Source organism: Catellatospora sp. NPDC049111 (genome assembly GCF_040648615.1).
GTDB classification, from domain to species: domain Bacteria; phylum Actinomycetota; class Actinomycetes; order Mycobacteriales; family Micromonosporaceae; genus Catellatospora; species Catellatospora aurea.
This window is the reverse complement of sequence record NZ_JBEZEB010000009.1, coordinates 80923-102234: the sequence shown is the minus strand read 5'-3', so window position 1 is coordinate 102234 and position 21312 is coordinate 80923. Positions and strand designations below refer to the sequence as shown.

Here is a 21312-nt window from a genome sequence, read left to right as displayed (position 1 = left end):
GTTGAACTCGCAGCTAAATCTCAGAACGGGCCGCTAGGTTGATCCAGAGAAAACCTCACCTACACCTGGAAGGCCTCTCATGAGTGACGTGACGACGTCCGGCGCGACCTCGCGCCGGGTCCTGCTGGCCTCCGCGGGCGCCGTCGGCGCCGGTGCGCTGCTCGCCGCGTGCGGCTCCGAGGCTCCGGCGACCGAGCCGACCGGCGGGGCGACCGACCAGGGCGCCCCCGGAGCCAGCGGCGCGGCGGTAGGCGCGGGCACGGTGCTCGGCAAGGCCGCGGACATCCCGGTAGGCGGTGGGGTGATCTTCAAGGAGCAGGGCGTCGTCGTCACCCAGCCCACGGCGGGCCAGTACGCCGCCTTCAGCGCGATCTGCACCCACCAGGCCTGCCCGGTGAGCCAGGTGGAGGCCGGGAAGATCAAGTGTCAGTGCCACTTCAGCGAGTTCTCGATCACGGACGGCTCGGTGCTCCAGCCGCCCGCCCCCCGCGCGCTGGACAAGAAGGAGATCAAGGTCGAGAACGGCGAGATCAAGCTCGCCTGAGCCCCGTGTCCCACGCTGCAGTTTCAAGGAAACTGCGTGAATGGCAGGCTCCATTCGTACAGTTTCCGGGAAACTGCAGCGATCTTGGGCGGCGGAGCGGTGGCGGCGGAGCGGTGGCGGCGGAGCGGGTTCAAGGCGGGGGCCGAGTCTCATGTGGACCAGTGCCCCGGATCGCTGGCCGGAGGCGTGTCGGACTGATCGTCTAGGCTTGGCGGCGTGGCTGATCCGTCCCAGTACCGGCCCGCGCCGGGCACGATTCCCGACGCGCCCGGTGTGTACCGGTTCCGCGACGACCAGGGCCGGATCATCTACGTCGGCAAGGCCAAGAGCCTGCGCAGCCGGCTGAACTCCTACTTCGCCGACGTCTGGACGCTGCACCAGCGCACCCAGCAGATGGTCACGACCGCGGCCGGCGTGGACTGGGTCGTGGTCGGCACCGAGGTCGAGGCGCTCCAGCTGGAGTACTCCTGGATCAAGGAGTACGACCCCCGCTTCAACGTGAAGTACCGCGACGACAAGTCGTACCCGTACCTCGCGGTCACCCTCGACGAGGAGTATCCGCGGCTGCTGGTCATGCGCGGGGCCAAGCGCAAGGGCGTGCGCTACTTCGGGCCGTACTCGCATGCCTGGGCCATCCGGGAGACCCTCGACCTGCTGCTGCGCATCTTCCCGGCGCGCACCTGCTCGGCCGGGGTGTTCAAGCGGGCGGGCCAGATCGGGCGGCCGTGCCTGCTCGGCGACATCGGCAAGTGCTCCGCGCCGTGCGTCGGGCGGGTCAGCGCCGCCGAGCACCGCGGCATCGTCGAGGACTTCTGCGACTTCATGGCCGGGCGCACCGACACCATGCAGCGCCGCCTGGAGAAGCAGATGCACGAGGCGTCGGCGGCGATGGAGTACGAGCGCGCCGCGCGCCTGCGCGACGACCTGATCGCGCTGCGCCGGGCCATGGAGAAGCAGTCGATCGTGCTGTCCGACGGCACCGACGCCGACGTGGTCGCCTTCGCCGACGACCCGCTGGAAGCCGCGGTGCAGGTCTTCCACGTGCGCGACGGGCGGGTGCGCGGCCAGCGCGGCTGGATCGTGGACAAGACCGAGGAGCTGAGCATCGGCGACCTCGTGCACCACTTCTGCACCCAGATCTACGGCGGTGAGACCGGCGAGGCCGACGTGCCCCGCGAGCTGCTGGTGCCGGAACTGCCCGCCGACGCCGACGCGCTGACCGACTGGCTGTCGCAGCATCGGGGTTCGCGGGTGACCATGCGGGTGCCCCAGCGCGGCGACAAGAAGACGCTGATGGAGACCGTCGCGCGCAACGCCCTGCAGGCACTGGCCCAGCACAAGCTGCGCCGGGCCGGCGACCTCACCGCGCGCAGCAAGGCCCTGGAGGAGATCGAGGACGCGCTCGGGCTGGCCGCGGCCCCGCTGCGGATCGAGTGCTACGACATCTCGCAGATCCAGGGCACCGACGTGGTGTCCAGCATGGTCGTGTTCGAGGACGGCGTGCCGAAGAAGTCCGACTACCGGCGCTTCATCATCAAGGGCGCGACCGACGACGTGTCCGCGATCAGCGAGGTGATGCGGCGGCGGTTCGCCCGATACCTGGCCGAGGGGCCGGTGGACCCGGCCGAGGAGGCCGCCGCGGGCCGGCCGAGGCGCTTCGCGTACCCGCCGCAGCTGGTCGTGGTCGACGGCGGCGCGCCGCAGGTCAACGCCGCGGCGGCGGTGCTCACCGAGCTGGGCGTCACCGACGTGGCGATCTGCGGGCTGGCCAAGCGGCTGGAGGAGGTCTGGCTGCCCGACGACTCGATGCCGATCATCCTGCCCCGCACCGCCGAGGGCCTCTACCTGCTTCAGCGGGTCCGCGACGAGGCGCACCGCTTCGCCATCCGCTTCCACCGCGAGCGGCGCTCGGCCCGGATGACCGCCTCCGACCTCGATAGCGTGCCCGGCCTGGGCGAGATCCGCCGCAAGGCCCTGCTGCGCCACTTCGGCTCGCTCAAGCGCCTGGCCGCGGCGAGCGTCGACGAGATCGCCGAGGTCCCCGGCATCGGCCCGCGCACCGCGGTCGCGGTGCTGACGGCCCTCGGTGTGCCACCTCAGCCCCCACCGGTGGCGCAACCCGCGCCTGTTGCGGAGACCGCGCCCGGGACCGCCGCCACGCCCACGCCCGAGGCGGTGCCCGTCCCGCCCGGAACGGCGGCGGCCGGGTCCGCGCCGGGCGAGCCGCAGGCCACACCCGCGCAGGGTGCGAAGCTGGCCACGGCGGAGGAACCGGGCACGCCTGGCTAGGATGTTCTCTCGTTGCCGACATCCGGTGGCAACGTGCCCGTCCGCCGCCTGAGGTTCGCTGGATCCCGGGGGCCGTCGCGGGCGGCCGCCCCGGCAGGCGGCGACGACAGCAGTGGGGGCACACGTGAGCGTGGATACACCGGCCCGGCGCAGTACGCCGGGCGAGCGCGGTGAGCAGCAGGGCGAGCCCAGGGTGACCGGGGACGAGTCCGGCGAGGGCCCGGCCACGAACCTGGTGGTGGTGACCGGCGTCTCCGGCGGCGGGCGCAGCACCGTGGCCCGTGCCCTGGAGAACGTCGGCTACTACGTGGTCGACAACCTGCCGCAGGCGCTGCTGGTGCAGCTCGCCGAGCTGGCCGCGAAGGCCGGCGGCGCGGCCCGGCACACCGCGATGGTGCTCGACGTGCGCAGCCGCGTCTTCTCGACCGACCTCGCCGGCGCGATCCGCGACCTGCGCGAGAAGGGCTTCTCGCCGCGGGTGGTCTTCGTCGACGCCGACGACGAGGTGCTGATCAGGCGGTTCGAGAGCGTACGCCGATCGCACCCGCTGCAGGGCGACGGCCGGCTGTCCGACGGCATCGCCGCCGAGCGCTCGCTGCTGGCCGAGGCCCGCGAGCAGGCCGACGTGCTGATCGACACCTCGCACCTGAACGTGAACCAGCTCCGGGCCCGGGTCGAGGAGCTGTTCGCCAGCCCGGAGGCGCTGCGGCTGCGGGTCACCGTGCTGTCGTTCGGCTTCAAGTACGGCCTGCCCCCGGACGCCGATTTCGTGCTGGACGCCCGCTTCCTGCCCAACCCGTACTGGGTGCCGGAACTGCGCGAGCACACCGGCCGCGAGGAGGACGTCAGCCGGTACGTGCTGGGCCAGCGCGGGGCGAACACGTTCGTCGAGACGTACGCACGCCTGGTGACCGCGACCGCGCCCGGCTTCGAGCGGGAGGGCAAGCGCTACCTGACCGTGGCCGTCGGCTGCACCGGCGGCAAGCACCGCAGCGTCGCCATCGCCGAGGAGCTGGCCAAACGCCTGCGCGAGCTGCGCGTGGTCGCCCATGCCCAGCACCGCGACCTGGGACGCGAATGAGCGAGCACAACATCGGGTTCAGACCGCAGGCAGGCGGTGACCGGATCCGGGTGGTGGCGTTCGGCGGGGGGCACGGGCTGAGCGCGAGCCTGCGTGCGCTGCGCGCGACCGGGCTGCCCCTGGAGATCACCGCCGTCGTCACCGTGGCCGACGACGGGGGCTCCAGCGGCCGGATCCGCGCGGGCCGCGACGTACTCCCTCCGGGTGATCTGCGGCAGGCGCTGGCCGCCCTCGCCGGGGACGACGATCTCAGCGACCGCACCGCCAAGCTGATGCAGTACCGCTTCGGCGGCGCCGACGAGCTGGCCGGGCATCCGGTCGGCAACGTGGTGCTGTGCGGCCTGATGGAGCAGCTCGGCGACCCGGTGGCGGCGCTCGACCTGGCCGGGGCGATGCTGCGCGCGGTGGGCCGGGTGCTGCCGATGTCGAACAAGCCGCTGGGCATCGAGGCCGACCTGTTCGTCGACGGCAGGCAGGTCACCGTACGTGGCCAGCACCAGGTCGCGGTCGCTCAGGGGCGGGTGCTGGAGGTCCGGCTGGAGCCGCCGGAGCCCGACGCGTGCCCGCAGGCCCTGGCGGCGATCGCCGACGCGGACTGGTTGGTGTTCGGGCCCGGGAGCTGGTACACCAGTGTCATCCCGCACCTGCTGGTGCCGCAGCTGGCAGCCGCGGTCACGGCGAGCGCGGCACGCCGACTGGTGACCCTGAACCTGGCGGCGGACTCCGAGACGGTGGGCCTGTCGCTGCCTGATCACCTGGGCGCGCTGGGTCGGTATCTCCCGGACCTCAAGGTCGATATTGTTCTGGTCGACAGGAATGCCGTGGGAGACCCCGAACCGGTCGCGAATGCGGCAGAATCACTCGGTGCTCGCATCGCGATCGCTCCGGTGGCCGTCCAGGACGGCACCGCGCGACACGATCCGGTCCGATTGGGCCGCGCACTGGTGCCACTCTTGGCCACCGCTCGTTAAGCACGTACGACAAACCGCACGACACAATCAGGCATCACAGCCGCGACCGGCCACGAGGTGACGACACGATGGCGATGACCGCTGCGGTCAAAGACGAGCTCAGCCGGGTCGACGTGCCCAAGCCGTGCTGCCGGCGCGCGGAGATGGCGGCACTGCTGCGCTTCGCGGGCGGGCTGCACATCGTCTCGGGCCGCGTCGTGGTGGAGGCGGAGCTGGACACCGGAGCGGTGGCCCGGCGGCTGCGCACCACCATCGCCGACCTGTTCGGCTACCCGAGCGAGGTGCACATCCTCGCGTCGGGCGGGCTGCGCAAGGGCAGCCACTACATCGTGCGCATCGTCAAGGACGGCGAGGCGCTCGCGCGCCAGACCGGCCTGCTGGACGTGCGCGGGCGGCCGGTGCGGGGCCTGCCGCCGAACGTGGTCTCGGCGAGCGTGTGCTGCGCCGTGGCGGCCTGGCGCGGGGCGTTCCTGGCGCACGGCTCGCTGACCGAGCCCGGCCGCTCCTGCGCCCTGGAGATCACCTGCCCGGGTCCGGAGTCGGCGCTGGCGCTGGTCGGCGCGGCCCGCCGGCTGGGCATCACCGCCAAGGCCCGCGAGGTGCGCGGCGTCGACCGGGTCGTGGTCAAGGACGGCGACGCGATCGCCGCCCTGCTCACTCGTATCGGCGCGCACTCCAGCGTGCTGGCCTGGGAGGAGCGCCGGGTGCGCCGCGAGGTCCGCGCGACCGCGAACCGCCTGGCCAACTTCGACGACGCGAACCTTCGGCGTTCGGCGCGGGCGGCGGTCGCCGCGGCGGCCCGGGTCACCCGCGCCCTGGAGATCCTCGCCGACGACGCCCCCGGCCACTTGACCAGCGCGGGCCGCCTGCGCCTGGAGCACCGCCAGGCCTCCCTGGAGGAGCTGGGCGCGCTGGCCGACCCGCCGCTGACCAAGGACGCCATCGCCGGCCGCATAAGGCGTCTGCTCGCCCTCGCCGACAAGCGCGCCCGCGACCTGGGCATCCCCGACACCGAAGCGGCCGTCACCGCCGAGATGCTCACCGTCTGAGCCGCCGTCCCCGAGATCGCCGCGACCCGCCCGGGTCGCGGCGATCTGTCGTTTCGGCGTACCCGCGTGGCGATCTTGGGGGTGGGGTCGTTGTGGTTTCGTGTGACAGGGGACACGGGGGTGAAACAAAGACCCCGGCGGGGATGTCTGCCACAGCTCAGCTAGGGTCGGAACCGTACGGCGACGCTGCCGGCAGCTCGGCCGCGACGCCGTCCGCCAGGTGTGTTGGCGGCGTGACCGGGCGAGTGACCTATCGGCCGCCGCACTGGGCGAACTGCCGCCAGTCGGCGCACATGGCGAGGAGATGGGACCTGTGACCATCCGGGTTGGCATCAACGGCTTCGGCCGGATCGGGCGTAACTTCTACCGGGCGCTGCTCGCGTCCGGCGCGGACATCGAGCTGGTGGCCGTGAACGACCTGACCGACAACGCGACGCTGGCGCACCTGCTCAAGTACGACTCGATCCTGGGCCGCCTGCCCTACGAGGTGAAGGCGACCGAGACCGAGCTGACGGTCAACGGCAAGTCGTTCAAGGCGTTCGCCGAGCGCGATCCGGGCAAGCTCCCCTGGGGTGACCTGGGCGCGGACGTCGTCATCGAGTCGACGGGCCTGTTCACCGACGCCGCCAAGGCGAAGGTGCACGCGGACAACGGCGCCAAGAAGGTCATCATCTCGGCTCCGGCCAAGGGTGAGGACATCACGATCGTGCTCGGCGTGAACGGCGACAAGTACGACGCCGCCAAGCACACGATCATCTCGAACGCCTCCTGCACCACGAACTGCCTCGCCCCCATGGCGAAGGTCCTGAACGACACGATCGGGATCGAGAAGGGTCTGATGACCACGATCCACGCTTACACCCAGGACCAGAACCTGCAGGACGGCCCGCACAAGGACCTGCGTCGCGCCCGCGCCGCGGCCCTGAACATCGTGCCGACCTCGACCGGCGCCGCCAAGGCGATCGGCCTGGTGCTGCCGGAGCTCAAGGGCAAGCTGGACGGCTTCGCGCTGCGCGTGCCGATCCCGACCGGCTCGGCCACCGACCTGACCTTCACCGCCGCTCGCGAGACGTCGGTCGAGGAGGTCAACGCCGCGATCAAGGCCGCGGCCGAGGGCCCGCTCAAGGGCATCCTGGTGTACACCGAGGACGAGATCGTCTCCTCGGACATCGTGACCGACCCCGCCTCCTGCATCTTCGACGCCGGCCTGACCAAGGTCATCGGCAACCAGGTGAAGGTCGTCGGCTGGTACGACAACGAGTGGGGCTACTCGAACCGCCTGGTGGACCTCACCAAGCTCGTGGGCGCCTCGCTGTAATGCGCGGCCTCGACGAATTGCTCGCCGAGGGTGTCTCGGGTCGGCGCGTGCTCGTGCGCGCCGACCTGAACGTGCCCTTCGTCAAGGACAGCCCCGGGACGATCGCCGACGACGGCCGGATCCGGGCGGTGCTGCCGACCATCACGGCGCTGCGGGACGCGGGCGCCTCGGTGATCGTCATGTCGCACCTGGGCCGCCCCAAGGGCGAGCCCGACCCCAAGTACACGCTCGCGCCGGTCGCGACGCGCTTCGCCGAGCTGCTGGGCTCGCCGGTCACCTTCGCCGGTGACACGGTCGGCCCGTCGGCGCAGGACGCGGTGGCGGCGCTGACCCCCGGCGGCGTGGTGCTGCTGGAGAACCTGCGCTTCAACGTGGGCGAGACCAGCAAGGACGACGCCGTGCGCGGCGCGTTCGCCGACCGGCTGGCGGCGTTCGGCGACGTGTACGTCGACGACGCCTTCGGCGCGGTGCACCGCAAGCACGCCAGCGTCTACGACGTCGCCTCCCGGCTCCCGCACTACGCGGGCGGCCTGGTGCTGCGCGAGGTCGAGGTGCTCAAGCGGCTCACCGAGAACCCGGCCACGCCGTACGTGGTGATCCTGGGCGGTTCGAAGGTCTCCGACAAGCTGGCCGTGATCGAGGCCCTGCTCGGCAAGGCAGACAAGCTGCTCATCGGCGGCGGCATGTGCTTCACCTTCCTCAAGGCCCAGGGCCACGAGGTGGGCGCGTCGCTGCTGCAGGAGGAGATGCTCGACACCTGCCGCGACCTGCTGGCCCGCGCCGGCGACCGGATCGTGCTGCCGACCGACGTGGTGGTGGCCGACAAGTTCGCCGCCGACGCCGCGACCGACACGGTCGCCGCGGACGCGATCCCGGCCGGCTGGCTCGGCCTGGACATCGGCCCCGAGTCGGTGGCCCTGTTCACCGAGGCGCTGTCCGGCGCGAAGACGGTCTTCTGGAACGGCCCGATGGGCGTGTTCGAGCTGGCCCCGTTCGCCAACGGCACCCGGGGCGTGGCCGAGGCCATCACCAAGGTCGACGGCTTCACCGTGGTCGGCGGCGGCGACTCGGCCGCGGCCGTGCGCGCGCTCGGCATCGACGAGGACGCGTTCGGCCACATCTCCACGGGCGGCGGCGCCTCCCTGGAGTACCTGGAGGGCAAGTCGCTGCCCGGTCTCGAAGCCCTGGAGGCGTGATGGCAGAGGTCAAGCGCCGGCCCCTGATGGCCGGCAACTGGAAGATGAACCTCAACCACCTCGAAGCCATCGCGCTCGTGCAGAAGCTGGCCTTCAGCCTGACCGAGAAGCAGCTCGAAGAGGTCGAGGCCGCGGTGCTGCCGCCGTTCACCGACATCCGCAGCGTGCAGACGCTGGTGGACGGCGACCGGCTGCTCATCAAGTACGGCGCGCAGGACATCTCGGCGCACCCCTCCGGCGCGTACACCGGGGAGATCTCCGGCGCGATGCTGGCGAAGCTGGGCTGCTCGTTCGTGACGGTGGGCCACTCGGAGCGCCGGCAGTACCACAACGAGTCCGACGCGCTGGTCAACGCCAAGGTCAAGGCCGCGCTCGCCAACGAGATCACGCCGATCCTGTGCGTGGGCGAGGGCCTGGACATCCGCGAGAAGGGCGAGCACGTCGAGTACACGCTCGCGCAGCTCGACGGCGGCCTGGCCGGGCTCACCCCGGCCGAGGTGGAGAAGGTCGTGGTGGCGTACGAGCCGGTCTGGGCGATCGGCACCGGCAAGACCGCCACGCCCGAGGACGCCCAGGAGGTCATCGGGGCGATCCGCGCGCAGCTGGCCAAGACCCAGGGCGAGTCCACCGCGCAGGCGGTGCGGGTGCTCTACGGCGGCTCCGTGAAGGCGGGCAACGTCGCCGCGATCATGGCGCAGCCCGACATCGACGGTGCGCTGGTCGGCGGGGCGAGCCTCGACGCCGACGAGTTCACCAGGCTGGTGCGCCTCGGTCTCTGAGCCACCGGCACGAACCTGCTCCGCCCCCGCGGCTCCGGCCGCGGGGGCGGACCTCGTCTATGGCCGGACCGCCTGACGTACACGCTAAGTGATCTTTCGGATGCCCGCAGTCCTGCTTTGTTGCGATCTGACTCCCGGCTGCCGCGCCGGTCCCCGCAGTGCCTAGAGTGTGCGCGTGGCCGGGCGACCGAGACGTCGTGCGGCTGCGAGCGGTTCACCCCCCGACCACCCCTGAGATCCTTGGCGGGCCACCCCCACGCCCGCTGGGAGGACGACGATGCCATACCTCAAGCACCGCATGCGGCAGATCACCGCCGCCGCCGTCGCGGTCATGGCGCTCGGCGCCGCCTCCGCCTGCGACTCGGCGGCCGACGCCAACGACACGGTATCCACGGGCGGCACCCTGCGCGTCGTGTTGCCGCAGCTCCCCGAGCACCTGGACCCGCAGCGCATCGCGGCCGCGATGGACAACAACATCAGCCGCCTGATGTCGCGCACCCTGACCACGTACAAGGCCGAGTCGGGCCCCGCCAGCAGCGAGCTGGTGCCTGACCTGGCCACCGACCTCGGCCGGCCGAGTGAGAAGAACACGGTCTGGGAGTTCAAGCTGCGTGAGGGGGTGAAGTGGGAGGACGGCTCGCCCGTCAACTGCTCGCAGGTCAAGTACGGCGTGGAGCGCAACTTCGCGGCGCTGTTCGACTCGGGCCTGCCCTACGCGGAGCTGATGCTGGCCGACAACGCCACCCCGTACGAGGGCCCGTACAGCGGCAAGGGGCTGGACTCGGTGGTCTGCGAGGACACCCGGACCATCAAGTTCAAGCTCAAGCAGCCGGCCGGCGACTTCAACTACACGGTGGCGCTGCCGATCTTCTCGCCCGCCAAGCAGGGCGCCGACGGTGACAAGGACGCCTACGACAAGCGTCCGCTGTCCAACGGCCCGTACCGCATGGAGCCGCGCTCCGGCGACAAGGGCTTCACGCTGGTCCGCAACGAGCACTGGTCGTCGAGCCTCGACTCGGTGCGCAAGGGCCACCCCGACAAGATCGTCTTCGTGGTCGACTCCAACGACCCGGCCGTGACCAACGCGCTGATCCAGGACCAGGGCGCCGACCGCAACACGATCATGTTGCAGAGCAACGTGGCGCCGAACTTCCTGCAGCAGGTCATCAACGACCCCAAGCTCTCGCAGCGAGTGGCGACCGGCCCCAGCGGCTCGGTGCGCTACTTCGCCATCAACACGGTCATGGTGCCGAACCTGGACTGCCGCAAGGCGCTGGCGTACGCGTTCAACAAGCGCAAGTACCGCCAGGCCATGGGCGGTTCGGTGATCGGTGAGCTGGCCACCTCGATGATCCCGCCGAACCTGGCGGCGCACGCCAAGTTCGACCACTACGGCACCCTCACCGACAGCGACGGTGACGAGGACAAGGCGCTCGCGCTCATCGACAAGGCGCGCAAGGACGGCAAGCCCTGCCCCGAGAAGATCTCGGTCTCGCTGCCGGAGAACGACACCATCGCCCGCTACGTCAAGACGATGGTCGACGCCTACGTGCGCATCGGCATCAAGGTCGAGCTCAAGCGGCTGCCGGCGGACCAGTACTGGGGCCGCATCGCCGACGTGGGCCACGGCAACCACCTGGTCTACGCGGGCTGGATCCCGGACTGGGCGAACGGCTCGGCGGTCATCCCGCCGCTGTTCGACGGCAAGCTGGTCAAGCCCACCGGCGAGCAGAGCGGCTCGAACTACTCGTTCCTGAACGACTCGGACGTCAACAAGGCGATCGCCGACGCGCTGGCCGAGCAGGACCTGAACCGGCAGTACAAGCTGTGGGGCGAGATCGACAGCAAGCTGTCGGAGATGGCCGTGACCATCCCCGTGCTGTACCCGAACTCGATCCGCATGTACGGTTCGAACGTCGCGGGAGCCTTCATCCACGCCCAGTTCGGCGCGCCCGACCTGGCGTCGCTGGGCCTGAAGGACCCCTCGATCCCGGTGGATGTGACCTCCTCGGCCTCCTAGCCGGTACGATGGACCGCTATTGTTGACCGACACCCAAGGCCGCGCGAGCGGCCACCGAGCCTAAGGACACCTGCTCATGCCGATCGGCTTCGCCTACACGTTGATCGTGTTGCTGATCATCACCAGCGCCCTGCTGACGATGCTGGTCCTGCTGCACCGGGGCAAGGGCGGCGGCCTGTCCAGCATGTTCGGCGGCGGCGTGTCGTCGAGCCTGGCCGGGTCGTCGGTGGCGGAGAAGAACCTCGACCGCTACACCGTGCTGGTGGGCATCGTCTGGTTCGCCTGCATCGTGGGGCTCGGCCTCTGGCTGAAGCTCGAAATGGCCGCCGGCGCCGTCGGCTGACGACCGCAAGCACGCGAAAGGGCGGCTGACCTTCGGGTCGGCCGCCCTTTCGGCGTTACTCGGTCGATCAGCGCGGGGCGAAGTGCGCCGGGGTGTTCGCCGCCGCCGCCCGGTCGAGCAGCCAGACAGTGCGCGAGACGCCGCGCACCCGGGCCGCCGGCAGCAGCGCCGGCCCGGTCAGCGCCGCCCCGACGGACTCGGCCTTGTCCGGCCCGGCGGCGATCAGCCAGACCTCGTCGGCGGTGTCCAGGGCGGGGATGGTGAGCGTGGTGCGCAGCGGCGGCGGCTTCGGGCTGTCCCGGACCGCGCAGACCGGCCCGGCTTCGGCCGAGCTCGGGTGGCCCGGGAACACCGACGCCACGTGGCCGTCCTCGCCGACGCCGAGCAGCACCAGGTCGAAGCGCGGCAGCGCGCCCCCGTCGGGCGCGTGCCGGGCCAGCTCCGCGGCGTACCGCGCGGCCGCCAGTTCCGGGTCTGCGCCGTCGGGGCCGTCCGAGGGTGGCATCGGGTGCACCCGCGCCGGGTCGAGCGGCAGCGAGTCCAGCAGGGCCGCGCGCGCCTGGGTCTCGTTGCGGTCCGGGTCCCCGGCGGGCAGGAAACGCTCGTCCCCCCACCACAGGTTGACCCGGGACCAGTCGACCGCGTCGCGGGCCGGGGCGGCCAGCACGGCCCGGTACACGGCCGCCGCGACCCGGCCGCCGGTCAGCACGACGTCGGCCGTGCCCCGTGCGGCCTGCGCGTCCTGTATCCGCACGACGAGCCGTGCGGCAACCGCCGTGGCCAGCAGGTCCGCGTCGGCATGCACGACCACGGTCGGCGCCGGCACGGACCCGTCGGCGGCATGCGCGCCGGGTGCGGTGTCCGTGCTCATGCCTTCTCCTCGCTTCGCTCGTCGGCGGCATGGACACCGGGCCTCTGATTCGCTCGCTGACGCTCGCTCATGCGGCCACCGGTTCCCACGCCGGGTCCTGCCAGATGTGGGTACGGGTGGACGCCCGGTCGCCGAGGTTCTCGATTCCCGTCGCCGCGGCGAGCGCCGCCGCGTACGGCTGGTCGGCGTCGAGGCGCTGCAGCTCCTCGGCCAGCACCTCGCCCAGGCGGCGCTCCACCAGCGGCAGCACCTGGTCCAGCGAGCCGGACTTGCGCAGCAGGGCCATGCCGTCGCCGGTGCTGTGCAGGCTCAGCGAGCCGCCGTCGGCCAGCGCGAAGTCGACCCCGTGCAGCGGGCCGGAGACCTCGGCGAGCTGCACCGGGACGCCCATCCGAGCCATGATCCAGCCGCGCAGCAGCGCGCCCAGCGGGTCGCCCGCGGCGGCGTGCACCGTCGCCGACAGCGCGCCCGCCGACGCGGTGTCGAAAGCGCCCGCGATCAGCGAACGCCAGCCGGTCAGCCGGGTCCAGGACAGGTCCGTGTCGCCGGGGGCGTAGTCCAGCGCCCGCTGCCGCAGCGCCGCGGCCGGGTCGGGGCACTGGGCGATGTCGGTGACCCGGCGCTCCGCGACGACGCCCAGCGGGTCGTACGCGATGTGCTCGGGCGGGCAGCCGTGCCACCAGGTGACCACCGGCACGTCCGGGGCCAGCAGCGGCATGACCACCGACTCGCTGTGCAGGGCGAGCCGGCCGTGCATCCGCATGATCACGGCCTCGCACGGTCCGAGCCGCCCGCCGACGACGATCTCGGCGTCGAGCCGGTTCTTGGCGTTGGCGGTCGCCGCGTCGACGCCCGCGACCGGGCCGCGGCTGACCACGAGCAGGCGGCAGGGGTGCGACGCGGCGGCGATGGTGGCCGCGTCCTCGACCTGGCGCACCCGGCCCTCGTCCACGATGACGACCAGGTTGAGGGCGAGGCCGCTGGCGACGCCGCCCGCGTTGCGCCGCTCCGAGGCGAGCTTGCGCACCACCTCGTTACCGGTGGTGTCCCACAGGGCTAGCATTCCGTCCCACTTCCCAGCGTGATCAACAGCTCGCTCATGCCCGCCGCCAGGTGCGGCCCTCGCGGGCCAGCATCTCGTCGGCCTCGCGCGGACCCCATTCGCCCGCCCGGTACGTCGCGGGCTTGGTGCCCGCCCAGGCGTCCTCCAGCGGGTCGATGATGCGCCAGCCCTCCTCGACCTCCGCCGCGTCCGGGAACAGCGTCCGGTCGCCGAGCAGCACGTCGAGGATGAGCCGCTCGTACGCCTCGGGGCTGGACTCGGTGAAGGCCTCGCCGTAGGCGAAGTCCATGGTGATGTCGCGCAGCTCCATCTGGGTGCCGGGCACCTTGGAGCCGAACTTCAGCATCACGCCCTCGTCCGGCTGGACCCGGATGACCAGCTGGTTGTTGCCCAGCAGCTCCACGTCCTCGGGGTAGAACGGCAGGTGCGGGGCCTTCTTGAACAGCACCGCGACCTCGGTGACCCGCCGGGGCAAGCGCTTGCCGCAGCGGATGTAGAACGGCACGCCCGCCCAGCGGCGGTTCTGGATGGTCAGCCGCACCGCCGCGTACGTCTCGGTGTCCGAGTCCGGCGGGACGTCCGACTCCTCCAGGTAGCCCGGCACCCGGGCCCCGGCGACCCAGCCGGTCAGGTACTGCCCGCGCACGGTCTCGGCGGCCACGTCCTTCGGCGGCACGGTCGCCCGCAGCACCTTGAGCTTCTCCGCGCGGATCTCGGAGGCGTCGAACGTGGTCGGCTCCTCCATGGCGACCAGCGCCAGCAGCTGCATCAGGTGGTTCTGCATGACGTCGCGGGCCGCGCCGGTGGCGTCGTAGAAGCCGGCCCGGGTGCCGATGCCGACGTCCTCGGCCATGGTGATCTGCACCGAGTCGACGTACTTTGAGTTCCACAGGGGCTCGAACAGCGAGTTCGCGAAGCGCAGCGCCAGGATGTTCTGGACCGTCTCCTTGCCCAGGTAGTGGTCGATGCGGAAGACGTCCTCCGCGCTGACCACGTCGTCGACCAGGTCGTTGAGCGCCTTGGCCGACTCCAGGTCCTCGCCGAACGGCTTCTCCACCACGACCCGCCGCCAGCCGCCCGACTTGGCGTTGTCGGCCATGCCGGTGCGCTCCAGCTGCTTGAGCACGGTCGGGAAGGCGGCCGGGGGGATGGACAGGTAGAACGCGGCGTTGCCCATGATGCCGTGCGAGTCGCGCAGCTCGTTCAGGCAGTCGTGCAGCCGGTCGAAGGCGGCGTCGTCGTCGAACGCGCCGCCCACGAAGCGGAAGTTGCCCGCCAGCCGGGCCCAGACCTCCTCGCGCCACGGGGTCCGCGCGTGCTCCATGGCCGCCGTGCGGGCCACGTTCTCGAAGTCGCCGTCGCCCCAGTCACGCCGGGCGAAGCCGGCGATCACGAAGCCGGGCGGCAGCAGGCCGCGGTTGGCCAGGTCGTACACGGCGGGAATGAGCTTCTTGCGGGCGAGGTCGCCGGTGACCCCGAAGATGACGAGCGCGCAGGGCTCCGGGATCCGCGGCAGTCGGCGGTCCTGGGGGTCCCGCAGCGGATTGCGCCGCTGCGGGTCGGACGACACGGTCACGTGACGTCACCTCTCCTTGTCCGGCTGGAGCCGGGCCGCGGCGTCCAGCAGCTGGGCGATGCCCTTGGCCCGGTCGGTCAGGTGCAGGTGCAGCAGCGGGCGGTCGCGCCCGGCGAGCGCCTGCCGATCGCCCGCGGCCTGCGCTGCCTGCAGCCGACCGAAGGTGTACGGCCTGCCCGGCACCACCAGGTCCTCGGCGGCTTCGCCGGTGATCTGCAGGAACGCGCCGTTCTGCGGGCCGCCCTTGTGGTACTGGCCGGTCGAGTGCAGGAAGCGCGGTCCCCAGCCGAACGTCACCGGGCGGCCGCTCGCGCTCGCCAGCAGCTCGCGCAGCTTGGCGGTGTCCGCGTCGGCGAACCGGTCGAGGTAGGCCATCACGGCGACGTAGCCGTTTTCGCCCGTGGCCCCGAGCAGGGCGCGCAGCGCGTCTTCCAGGGAGCTCGCGTCGCCGTACCCGACGACGGCGCCCTCGGTGAACGACGGCGTCGCCGCCGGCAGTCCCGACTCCAGGATCTTGTTCGTGTTCTGCTTGGACTCGGTGACGTTGGGCTGGTCGAACGGGTCGATGCCGAGCACCCGTCCGGCCACCGCGGTCGCGACCTCCCAGCACAGGAACTGCGCGCCGAGCGGCCCGTTGACCGAGACGTGCGGCACGACGCCGCTGCCCGGCACGGCGCCGACGCCCAGCGACCCGCCGACCGTGGCGGTCAGCACGTCGGAGCCGGTCGCACCGGCGCTGATCGGGGTCTCCACCACGACCGGCAGGATGCCCTTGCCGTCCTTGCCGGTGGACTCGGCGATCAGCTGCTCGGCCCAGTCGCCCAGGCCGGTGATGCCGCTGCCGTCGTCCACCAGCGCGATCTTGTCGCGGCCCGCCAGGGCTGCCGCGCCCATCGCCGCGCCGAGCAGGAACGCCGGGTTGTCGAGGTCGCCGGTCAGCGTGGTCGCGAACTCCTCGGCCTGGTCCAGCAGTTCGGCCACGTCCACCCCGGTCAGCGCCGTCGGCACCAGGCCGAACGCGGTCAGCGCCGAGTAGCGGCCGCCCACGTCCGAGTCGGCCAGCAGCACGGTCGCGCCCATCTCGCGGGCGGTCGCCTCCAGCGGCGAGCCGGGGTCGGTGACGACGACGAAGCGCCGGCCCGCCTCGGCCGGGCTCAGTCCGGCGTCGAGGAACGCCTGCAGGTACGCCCGGCGGTGGCTGTCGGTCTCCACGGTGCCGCCGGACTTGCTCGACACCACCACCACGGTGCGGTCCAGCCGGTCGCGCAGCGCGGCGGCGACCTGGCCGGGGTCGGTGGTGTCCAGCACGGTGAGCCGCTTGCCCAGGGTGAGGGAGATCACCTCGGGGGCCAGCGAGGAGCCGCCCATGCCGGCCAGCACCACGTGGTCCAGGTCGCCCAGCTCGTCGTGCAGCTCGGCGAGCTGCGGCAGCAGCGCCCGGCTGCGCTGGAAGGTGTCCACCCAGCCGAGCCGGATCGACGCCTCGGCCTCGGCGGCCGGGCCCCACAGCGTGGCGTCCTTGGCCGCCAGCTTCGCGGGCACCCCGTCGGCCAGCAGCTGCGCCAGCACGGGCTCGGCCGCCTCGGCGACCTCGCGGGACACCCGCACGGTCAGCCCGCCGCCGAACACGACTTCCTCAAAGTTGTCCGTCACGCCTTCTCCTCGCTGCGCTCGTCGGCGGCGTGTCCTACCTGCACCATGGTTCGCTCGCTGCGCTCGCTCACGCCTGCTCCAGCTTCGCCTGCACGCCCGCGAGCAGTTCCTTCCAGCTGGCGTCGAACTTGGCGACACCGTCGCGCTCCAGGAACTCCACCACGTCGTCGTAGTCGATGCCGACCTCGCGCAGCGCGTCGAGGGTCATCTCGGCCGACTGCAGGTTGCCGGTGACCGTGTCGCCGGGCACCTTGCCGTGGTCGGCGAAGGCCTTCATGGTCTTCTCCGGCATGGTGTTGACCGTGTTCGGCGCGATCAGCTGCTCGATGTAGAGCGTGTCCGGGTAGGCCTCGTTCTTGGTGCCGGTGGAGGCCCACAGCGGCCGCTGCGGCTTGGCCCCGGCGGCCTTGAGGGCGGCCCAGCGCTGGCCGTTGACGACGTCCAGGTGCGCGCCGTACGCCAGCCGGGCGTTGGCGACCGCGGCCTGCCCGCGCAGGGCGAGCGCGTCCGGAGTGCCGATCTTCTCCAGCCGCTTGTCGATCTCGGTGTCGAAGCGCGACACGAAGAACGACGCCACGGACTCGATCTTCGAGATGTCGTGCCCGTTGGCCTGCGCCTGCTCCAGGCCGGTCAGCCAGGCGTCCATCACCGCGCGGTAGCGCTCCAGCGAGAAGATCAGCGTCACGTTGACGCTGATGCCCTCGGCCAGCGCCGCTGTGATCGCGGGCAGGCCGGCCAGGGTCGCCGGGATCTTGATGAACAGGTTGGGCCGGTCGACCAGCCACCACAGCTGCTTGGCCTCGGCGATGGTCGGCTCGGTCTGGTCGGCCAGCCGCGGGTCGACCTCGATGGACACCCGGCCGTCGGCCCCGCCGGAGGCGTCGAACGCCGGGCGCATCACGTCGCAGGCCCAGCGGATGTCGTACGTGGTGAGCATGCGCACGGCCTCGTCGACCGTGACGCCGCGCACCTTCAGGTCGTGCAGCTGCGCGTCGTAGTCGTCGCTGCCCGCCAGCGCGCCCGCGAAGATGGTCGGGTTGCTGGTCACACCGACGACGTGCGACTCGTCCTGCAGCTTGGCCAGGGCGGTGTGCTTGCCGCCCTCGGTCAGCCGCTCACGGGAGATGTCGTCGAGCCATACCGCGACGCCCGCGGCGGAGAGCTCGCCCAGTGGATCAGTCATGTGTCACTCGCCTGCCTTGTTCAGGGAGCGGCGGGCCGCGGCCGCGACCGCCTCCGGGGTGAAACCGAACTTCTCGAACAGGGTGGCCGCCGGGGCGGACGCGCCGTAGTGCTCCAGGCTCACCGACTCGCCGGCGTCGCCGACCAGGTCACGCCACGACATGGCGATGCCGGCCTCGACGCTCACGCGGGCCTTGACGTTCGCGGGCAGCACGGACTCCCGGTACCCCGCGTCCTGGGCGCGGAACCACTCCTGGCACGGCATGGACACGACCCGGGTGGGCACGTCCTCGTCCTCCAGCAGCTCCTGGGCCTTGAGGCAGATCGAGACCTCGGAGCCGGTGCCGATGAGGATCACCTGCGGCGTGCCGGTGGAGGCCTCCTCCAGGATGTAGCCGCCGCGCTCGAAGCCGGTGATCTTCGCCGGGTCGAGCGTGGGCACGTTCTGCCGGGTCAGCGCCAGCGCGGTGGGCCGGTCGCTGTGCTCCAGCGCCATGCGCCAGGCGTGCGCGGTCTCGTTGGCGTCGGCCGGGCGCACCACGTCCAGGCCGGGGATCGCGCGCAGCGCGGTGAGCTGCTCCACCGGCTGGTGGGTCGGGCCGTCCTCGCCGAGGCCGATCGAGTCGTGCGTCCAGACGTAGGTCACCGGCAGCTTCATCAGCGCGGCCAGGCGCACCGGCGGGCGCATGTAGTCGGAGAAGACCAGGAACGTGCCGCCGTACACGCGGGTGCCGCCGTGCAGGGCGATGCCGTTCATGATCGAGCCCATGCCGTGCTCGCGGATGCCGAAGTGCAGCGTGCGGCCGTACTCGTCGCCGGGGAACTCCTTGGTGGCGAACTCGGCCGGGACGAACGACGGCTCGCCCTTCATCGTGGTGTTGTTGCTCTCGGCCAGGTCGGCCGAGCCGCCCCACAGCTCCGGCAGCACCGGCGCGAGCGCGTTCAGCACCTGGCCGGACGCGGCCCGGGTGGCCAGGCCCTTCGGGTCGTGCGGGAAGGACGGCAGCGCCTTCTCCCAGCCCGCCGGTAGGGTGCGGGTGCTCATCCGGTCGAACAGCGCCAGCCGCTCCGGGTTGGTCTTCGCCCAGTCGTGGAAGGCCTCCTCCCACTGCTCGTGCAGCAGGCGGCCGCGCTCGGCCACGGCGCGGGTGTGCGCGATGACCTCGTCCTCGACCGGGAACGCGACGGCCGGGTCGAAGCCGAGCAGCTCCTTGACCGCGGCGGCCTCGTTCGGGCCCACCGCCGAGCCGTGGATCTTGCCGGTGTTCTGCTTGGTCGGCGCGGGCCAGCCGATGATGGTGCGCAGCGCGATGAAGCTGGGCCGGTCGGTGACCGCCTTGGCGCGCTGGATCGCCGCCCACAGTGCCGGGATGTCCTCGTGGTAACCGGTGTTGCCGCCGGTCCAGTCGACCTTCTCGACGTGCCAGCCGTACGCCTCGTAGCGCTTGCAGACGTCCTCGGACTTCGCGATGAGGGTGTTGTCCTCGATCGAGATCTCGTTGTCGTCGTAGAAGACGATGAGGTTGTCCAGCTTCTGGTGGCCCGCGATCGAGGAGACCTCGTGGGTCACGCCCTCCTCGATGTCGCCGTCCGAGCAGATCACGTAGATGTGGTGGTCGAACGGGCTGGTGCCGGGGGCGGCGTCCGGGTCGAACAGGCCGCGCTCGCGGCGCGCCGCCATCGCCATGCCGACGGCGTTGCCCAGGCCCTGGCCCAGCGGACCGGTGGTGGTCTCCACGCCGCGGGTGTGCCCGTGCTCGGGGTGGCCCGGGGTCAGCGAGCCCCACTGGCGCAGCGCCTGCAGGTCCGACAACTCCAGGCCGTAGCCGGCGAGGAAGAGCTGGACGTACTGGGTGAGAGAGGAGTGGCCGGCGGACAGCACGAAGCGGTCGCGGCCGGTCCAGTCCGGGTCGTTGGGGTCGAGCCGCATGGCCCGCTGGAACAACAGATAAGCCAGGGGCGCGAGGCTCATCGCGGTGCCCGGGTGGCCGTTGCCGGCCTTCTCGACGGCGTCCATGGCCAGGACGCGGGCGGTGTCCACCGCGCGGCGGTCGATGTCAGACCAGATCAACTGCTCGGTCACAGCTGTGCTACTCCTAGCGGCTCGTTTCCGTCACGCCAGGCCGTGGAAGGTTCGCCACGCCCAGGGGCTCCGGCAGGTACAAAGCATCGTCGTCCGGGCGGCCACGGTGTCGCCGGCGTCGGTGTTGACCCTACTCATACCGCGCACGACGCATGTGCGAACCCGTCCATTCCGCGCGTGGTGGCGCGCCCGCAGGGGTTGACCAGCGTTGCCGTACCCTGTTGCGGGTGAGCACGCTCGCCGCAGAGTCGCCTGAGGCGGCCACCGTAGATCTCCCGTCCCCCCGCACCGCCACGATCCCGGTCCAGCCGGGCGCGGTGGCCCGTGCCGCCCTGCTGCAGCAGCGCAAGGCCAGATGGGCCGTGGTGGGGGCATACGTGTCGCTCACCAAGCCGCGCATCGTCGAGCTGCTGCTCATCACGACAATCCCGGCGATGATGCTGGCCGCGCAGGGGCTGCCGTCGATCTGGCTGATGCTGGTGGTGCTGGTCGGCGGCTCGTTCGCGGCCGGCGCGGCCAACGCGATCAACTGCTACATCGACCGCGACATCGACCCGCTGATGGGCCGCACCTCGCGCCGCCCGCTGGTCACCCACAAGATCTCGCCGAAGAACGCCCTGGTGTTCGGCCTCACCCTCGCGGTCGCCTCGACCGTGCTGATGGCGGCGTTCACCAACTGGCTGGCCACCGCGCTGACCGTGGCGGCGATCGTCTACTACGACGTGATCTACACCGCGTGGCTGAAGCGCACCACGCCGCACAACACCTTCTGGGGCGGCGTGTGCGGGGCGATGCCGGTGCTCATCGGCTGGGCCGCGGTCACGAACTCGCTGGCCCCGGCGGCCTGGCTGCTGTTCGGCGTCGTCTTCTTCTGGCAGATGCCGCACTTCTACGCGCTGGCGATCCGGTTCAAGGACGACTACGCCAAGGCCGGCATCCCCATGCTGACCGTGGTGGCGACCCCGCGTCGCGTCGCGATCGAATCCGTGGTCTACTCCTGGCTCACGGTGGCCGTGTCGCTGGCGGTGTGGCCGCTGGGCATGTCGTCGGTGTACGGCGTTCCCGCGCTGATCTGCGGCGGCTTCTTCATCCTGGAGGCCCACGGCCTGTACAGCCGCACGGTCAAGGGTGAGGACGTCAAGCCGATGCGGCTGTTCCACTGGTCCACGGCGTACCTCACGATCGTGTTCGTGGCCACCGCGGTCGACGTGTTCATCTGAGCGGTTCTTACCTGTTTCGGCCGGACACGCCCTTTTTCGGTAACGAGTGTCGGCCAGCTGACTGATTTCTGTCC

At 71.5% G+C, this 21312-nt stretch carries 17 protein-coding genes; 11 read left to right on the top strand and 6 right to left on the bottom strand.

The features are described from left to right. Positions 1–79: 79 nt before the first annotated feature. The 10 genes from AB0B66_RS15900 (at position 80) to secG (ending at position 11590) form a co-directional block, all read left to right on the top strand. Positions 80–544 carry a Rieske (2Fe-2S) protein gene (locus tag AB0B66_RS15900; RefSeq protein WP_360529231.1) on the top strand — a complete coding sequence of 155 codons (465 nt, stop codon included), beginning with the start codon at positions 80–82 and terminating at the stop codon, positions 542–544. A gap of 216 nt (positions 545–760) precedes the next feature. Next, entirely contained in the window at positions 761–2833 is a 2073-nt protein-coding gene (uvrC, locus tag AB0B66_RS15895; protein WP_360529228.1) for an excinuclease ABC subunit UvrC, read from the top strand. A gap of 193 nt (positions 2834–3026) precedes the next feature. Continuing rightward, positions 3027–3914 carry an RNase adapter RapZ gene (gene rapZ, locus AB0B66_RS15890; RefSeq protein ID WP_360529611.1) on the top strand — a complete coding sequence of 296 codons (888 nt, stop codon included), beginning with the start codon at positions 3027–3029 and terminating at the stop codon, positions 3912–3914. Continuing rightward, positions 3911–4885 (top strand): uridine diphosphate-N-acetylglucosamine-binding protein YvcK, encoded by a 975-nt coding sequence (gene yvcK, locus AB0B66_RS15885; RefSeq protein ID WP_360529225.1) that lies wholly within the window; start codon positions 3911–3913, stop codon positions 4883–4885. The genes rapZ and yvcK overlap by 4 nt, the downstream gene beginning before the upstream one ends. A gap of 68 nt (positions 4886–4953) precedes the next feature. After that, positions 4954–5934, top strand: a complete 981-nt coding sequence (whiA, locus tag AB0B66_RS15880; protein WP_120315989.1) for a DNA-binding protein WhiA — start codon at positions 4954–4956, stop codon at positions 5932–5934. 313 nt (positions 5935–6247) lie between these two features. Beyond that, complete coding sequence (gap, locus tag AB0B66_RS15875) at positions 6248–7252, top strand: type I glyceraldehyde-3-phosphate dehydrogenase (protein ID WP_120315988.1); 1005 nt, start codon at positions 6248–6250, stop codon at positions 7250–7252. Then, the gene (locus tag AB0B66_RS15870) at positions 7252–8448 is read left to right on the top strand and encodes a phosphoglycerate kinase (RefSeq protein ID WP_360529222.1); all 1197 of its coding nucleotides are present in this window, start codon (positions 7252–7254) and stop codon (positions 8446–8448) included. Before gap ends, AB0B66_RS15870 begins: the two co-directional genes overlap by 1 nt. Further along, on the top strand, positions 8448–9227 hold the full coding sequence (gene tpiA / locus AB0B66_RS15865) for a triose-phosphate isomerase (RefSeq protein ID WP_360529219.1): 780 nt from the start codon (positions 8448–8450) through the stop codon (positions 9225–9227). The genes AB0B66_RS15870 and tpiA overlap by 1 nt, the downstream gene beginning before the upstream one ends. Before the next feature lie 277 nt (positions 9228–9504). Continuing rightward, positions 9505–11247, top strand: coding sequence for an ABC transporter substrate-binding protein (locus tag AB0B66_RS15860; protein ID WP_360529216.1), 1743 nt, complete (start codon positions 9505–9507; stop codon positions 11245–11247). 76 nt (positions 11248–11323) lie between these two features. Then, complete coding sequence (gene secG, locus AB0B66_RS15855) at positions 11324–11590, top strand: preprotein translocase subunit SecG (protein WP_203696709.1); 267 nt, start codon at positions 11324–11326, stop codon at positions 11588–11590. Positions 11591–11657: 67 nt separating this feature from the next. On the opposite strand, the gene pgl is transcribed toward secG, so the two are convergent. The 6 genes from pgl to tkt all read right to left on the bottom strand — a co-directional run bounded on the left by pgl (position 11658) and on the right by tkt (position 20018). Continuing rightward, positions 11658–12416 carry a 6-phosphogluconolactonase gene (gene pgl, locus AB0B66_RS15850; protein ID WP_360529608.1) on the bottom strand — a complete coding sequence of 253 codons (759 nt, stop codon included), beginning with the start codon at positions 12414–12416 and terminating at the stop codon, positions 11658–11660. Between the two features lie 112 nt (positions 12417–12528). Further along, the gene (locus tag AB0B66_RS15845) at positions 12529–13524 is read right to left on the bottom strand and encodes a glucose-6-phosphate dehydrogenase assembly protein OpcA (RefSeq protein WP_360529213.1); all 996 of its coding nucleotides are present in this window, start codon (positions 13522–13524) and stop codon (positions 12529–12531) included. A 34-nt stretch (positions 13525–13558) separates the two neighbouring features. Then, positions 13559–15094 carry a glucose-6-phosphate dehydrogenase gene (zwf, locus tag AB0B66_RS15840; protein ID WP_360529605.1) on the bottom strand — a complete coding sequence of 512 codons (1536 nt, stop codon included), beginning with the start codon at positions 15092–15094 and terminating at the stop codon, positions 13559–13561. A 12-nt stretch (positions 15095–15106) separates the two neighbouring features. Continuing rightward, entirely contained in the window at positions 15107–16753 is a 1647-nt protein-coding gene (locus tag AB0B66_RS15835; protein ID WP_360529210.1) for a glucose-6-phosphate isomerase, read from the bottom strand. Positions 16754–16820: 67 nt separating this feature from the next. Next, positions 16821–17936: a transaldolase gene (gene tal / locus AB0B66_RS15830; RefSeq protein ID WP_360529207.1), complete on the bottom strand. Its 1116-nt coding sequence runs from the start codon at positions 17934–17936 to the stop codon at positions 16821–16823. A 3-nt stretch (positions 17937–17939) separates the two neighbouring features. Next, positions 17940–20018, bottom strand: a complete 2079-nt coding sequence (tkt, locus tag AB0B66_RS15825; RefSeq protein ID WP_360529204.1) for a transketolase — start codon at positions 20016–20018, stop codon at positions 17940–17942. 317 nt (positions 20019–20335) lie between these two features. On the opposite strand from tkt, the gene AB0B66_RS15820 reads away from it, so the two are divergent. Next, complete coding sequence (locus AB0B66_RS15820) at positions 20336–21238, top strand: heme o synthase (protein WP_360529602.1); 903 nt, start codon at positions 20336–20338, stop codon at positions 21236–21238. The last annotated feature ends 74 nt before the right edge of the window (positions 21239–21312 follow it).

Bases quoted from the DNA above. Each gene is read 5' to 3' on its own strand.
- whiA (WP_120315989.1), top strand. From the start codon at position 4,954: ATGGCGATGACCGCTGCGGTCAAAGACGAGCTCAGCCGGGTCGACGTG.
- AB0B66_RS15870 (WP_360529222.1), top strand. From the start codon at position 7,252: ATGCGCGGCCTCGACGAATTGCTCGCCGAGGGTGTCTCGGGTCGGCGC.
- tpiA (WP_360529219.1), top strand. From the start codon at position 8,448: ATGGCAGAGGTCAAGCGCCGGCCCCTGATGGCCGGCAACTGGAAGATG.
- tal (WP_360529207.1), bottom strand. From the start codon at position 17,936: ATGACTGATCCACTGGGCGAGCTCTCCGCCGCGGGCGTCGCGGTATGG.
- yvcK (WP_360529225.1), top strand. From the start codon at position 3,911: ATGAGCGAGCACAACATCGGGTTCAGACCGCAGGCAGGCGGTGACCGG.
- secG (WP_203696709.1), top strand. From the start codon at position 11,324: ATGCCGATCGGCTTCGCCTACACGTTGATCGTGTTGCTGATCATCACC.
- AB0B66_RS15845 (WP_360529213.1), bottom strand. From the start codon at position 13,524: ATGCTAGCCCTGTGGGACACCACCGGTAACGAGGTGGTGCGCAAGCTC.
- AB0B66_RS15860 (WP_360529216.1), top strand. From the start codon at position 9,505: ATGCCATACCTCAAGCACCGCATGCGGCAGATCACCGCCGCCGCCGTC.
- AB0B66_RS15900 (WP_360529231.1), top strand. From the start codon at position 80: ATGAGTGACGTGACGACGTCCGGCGCGACCTCGCGCCGGGTCCTGCTG.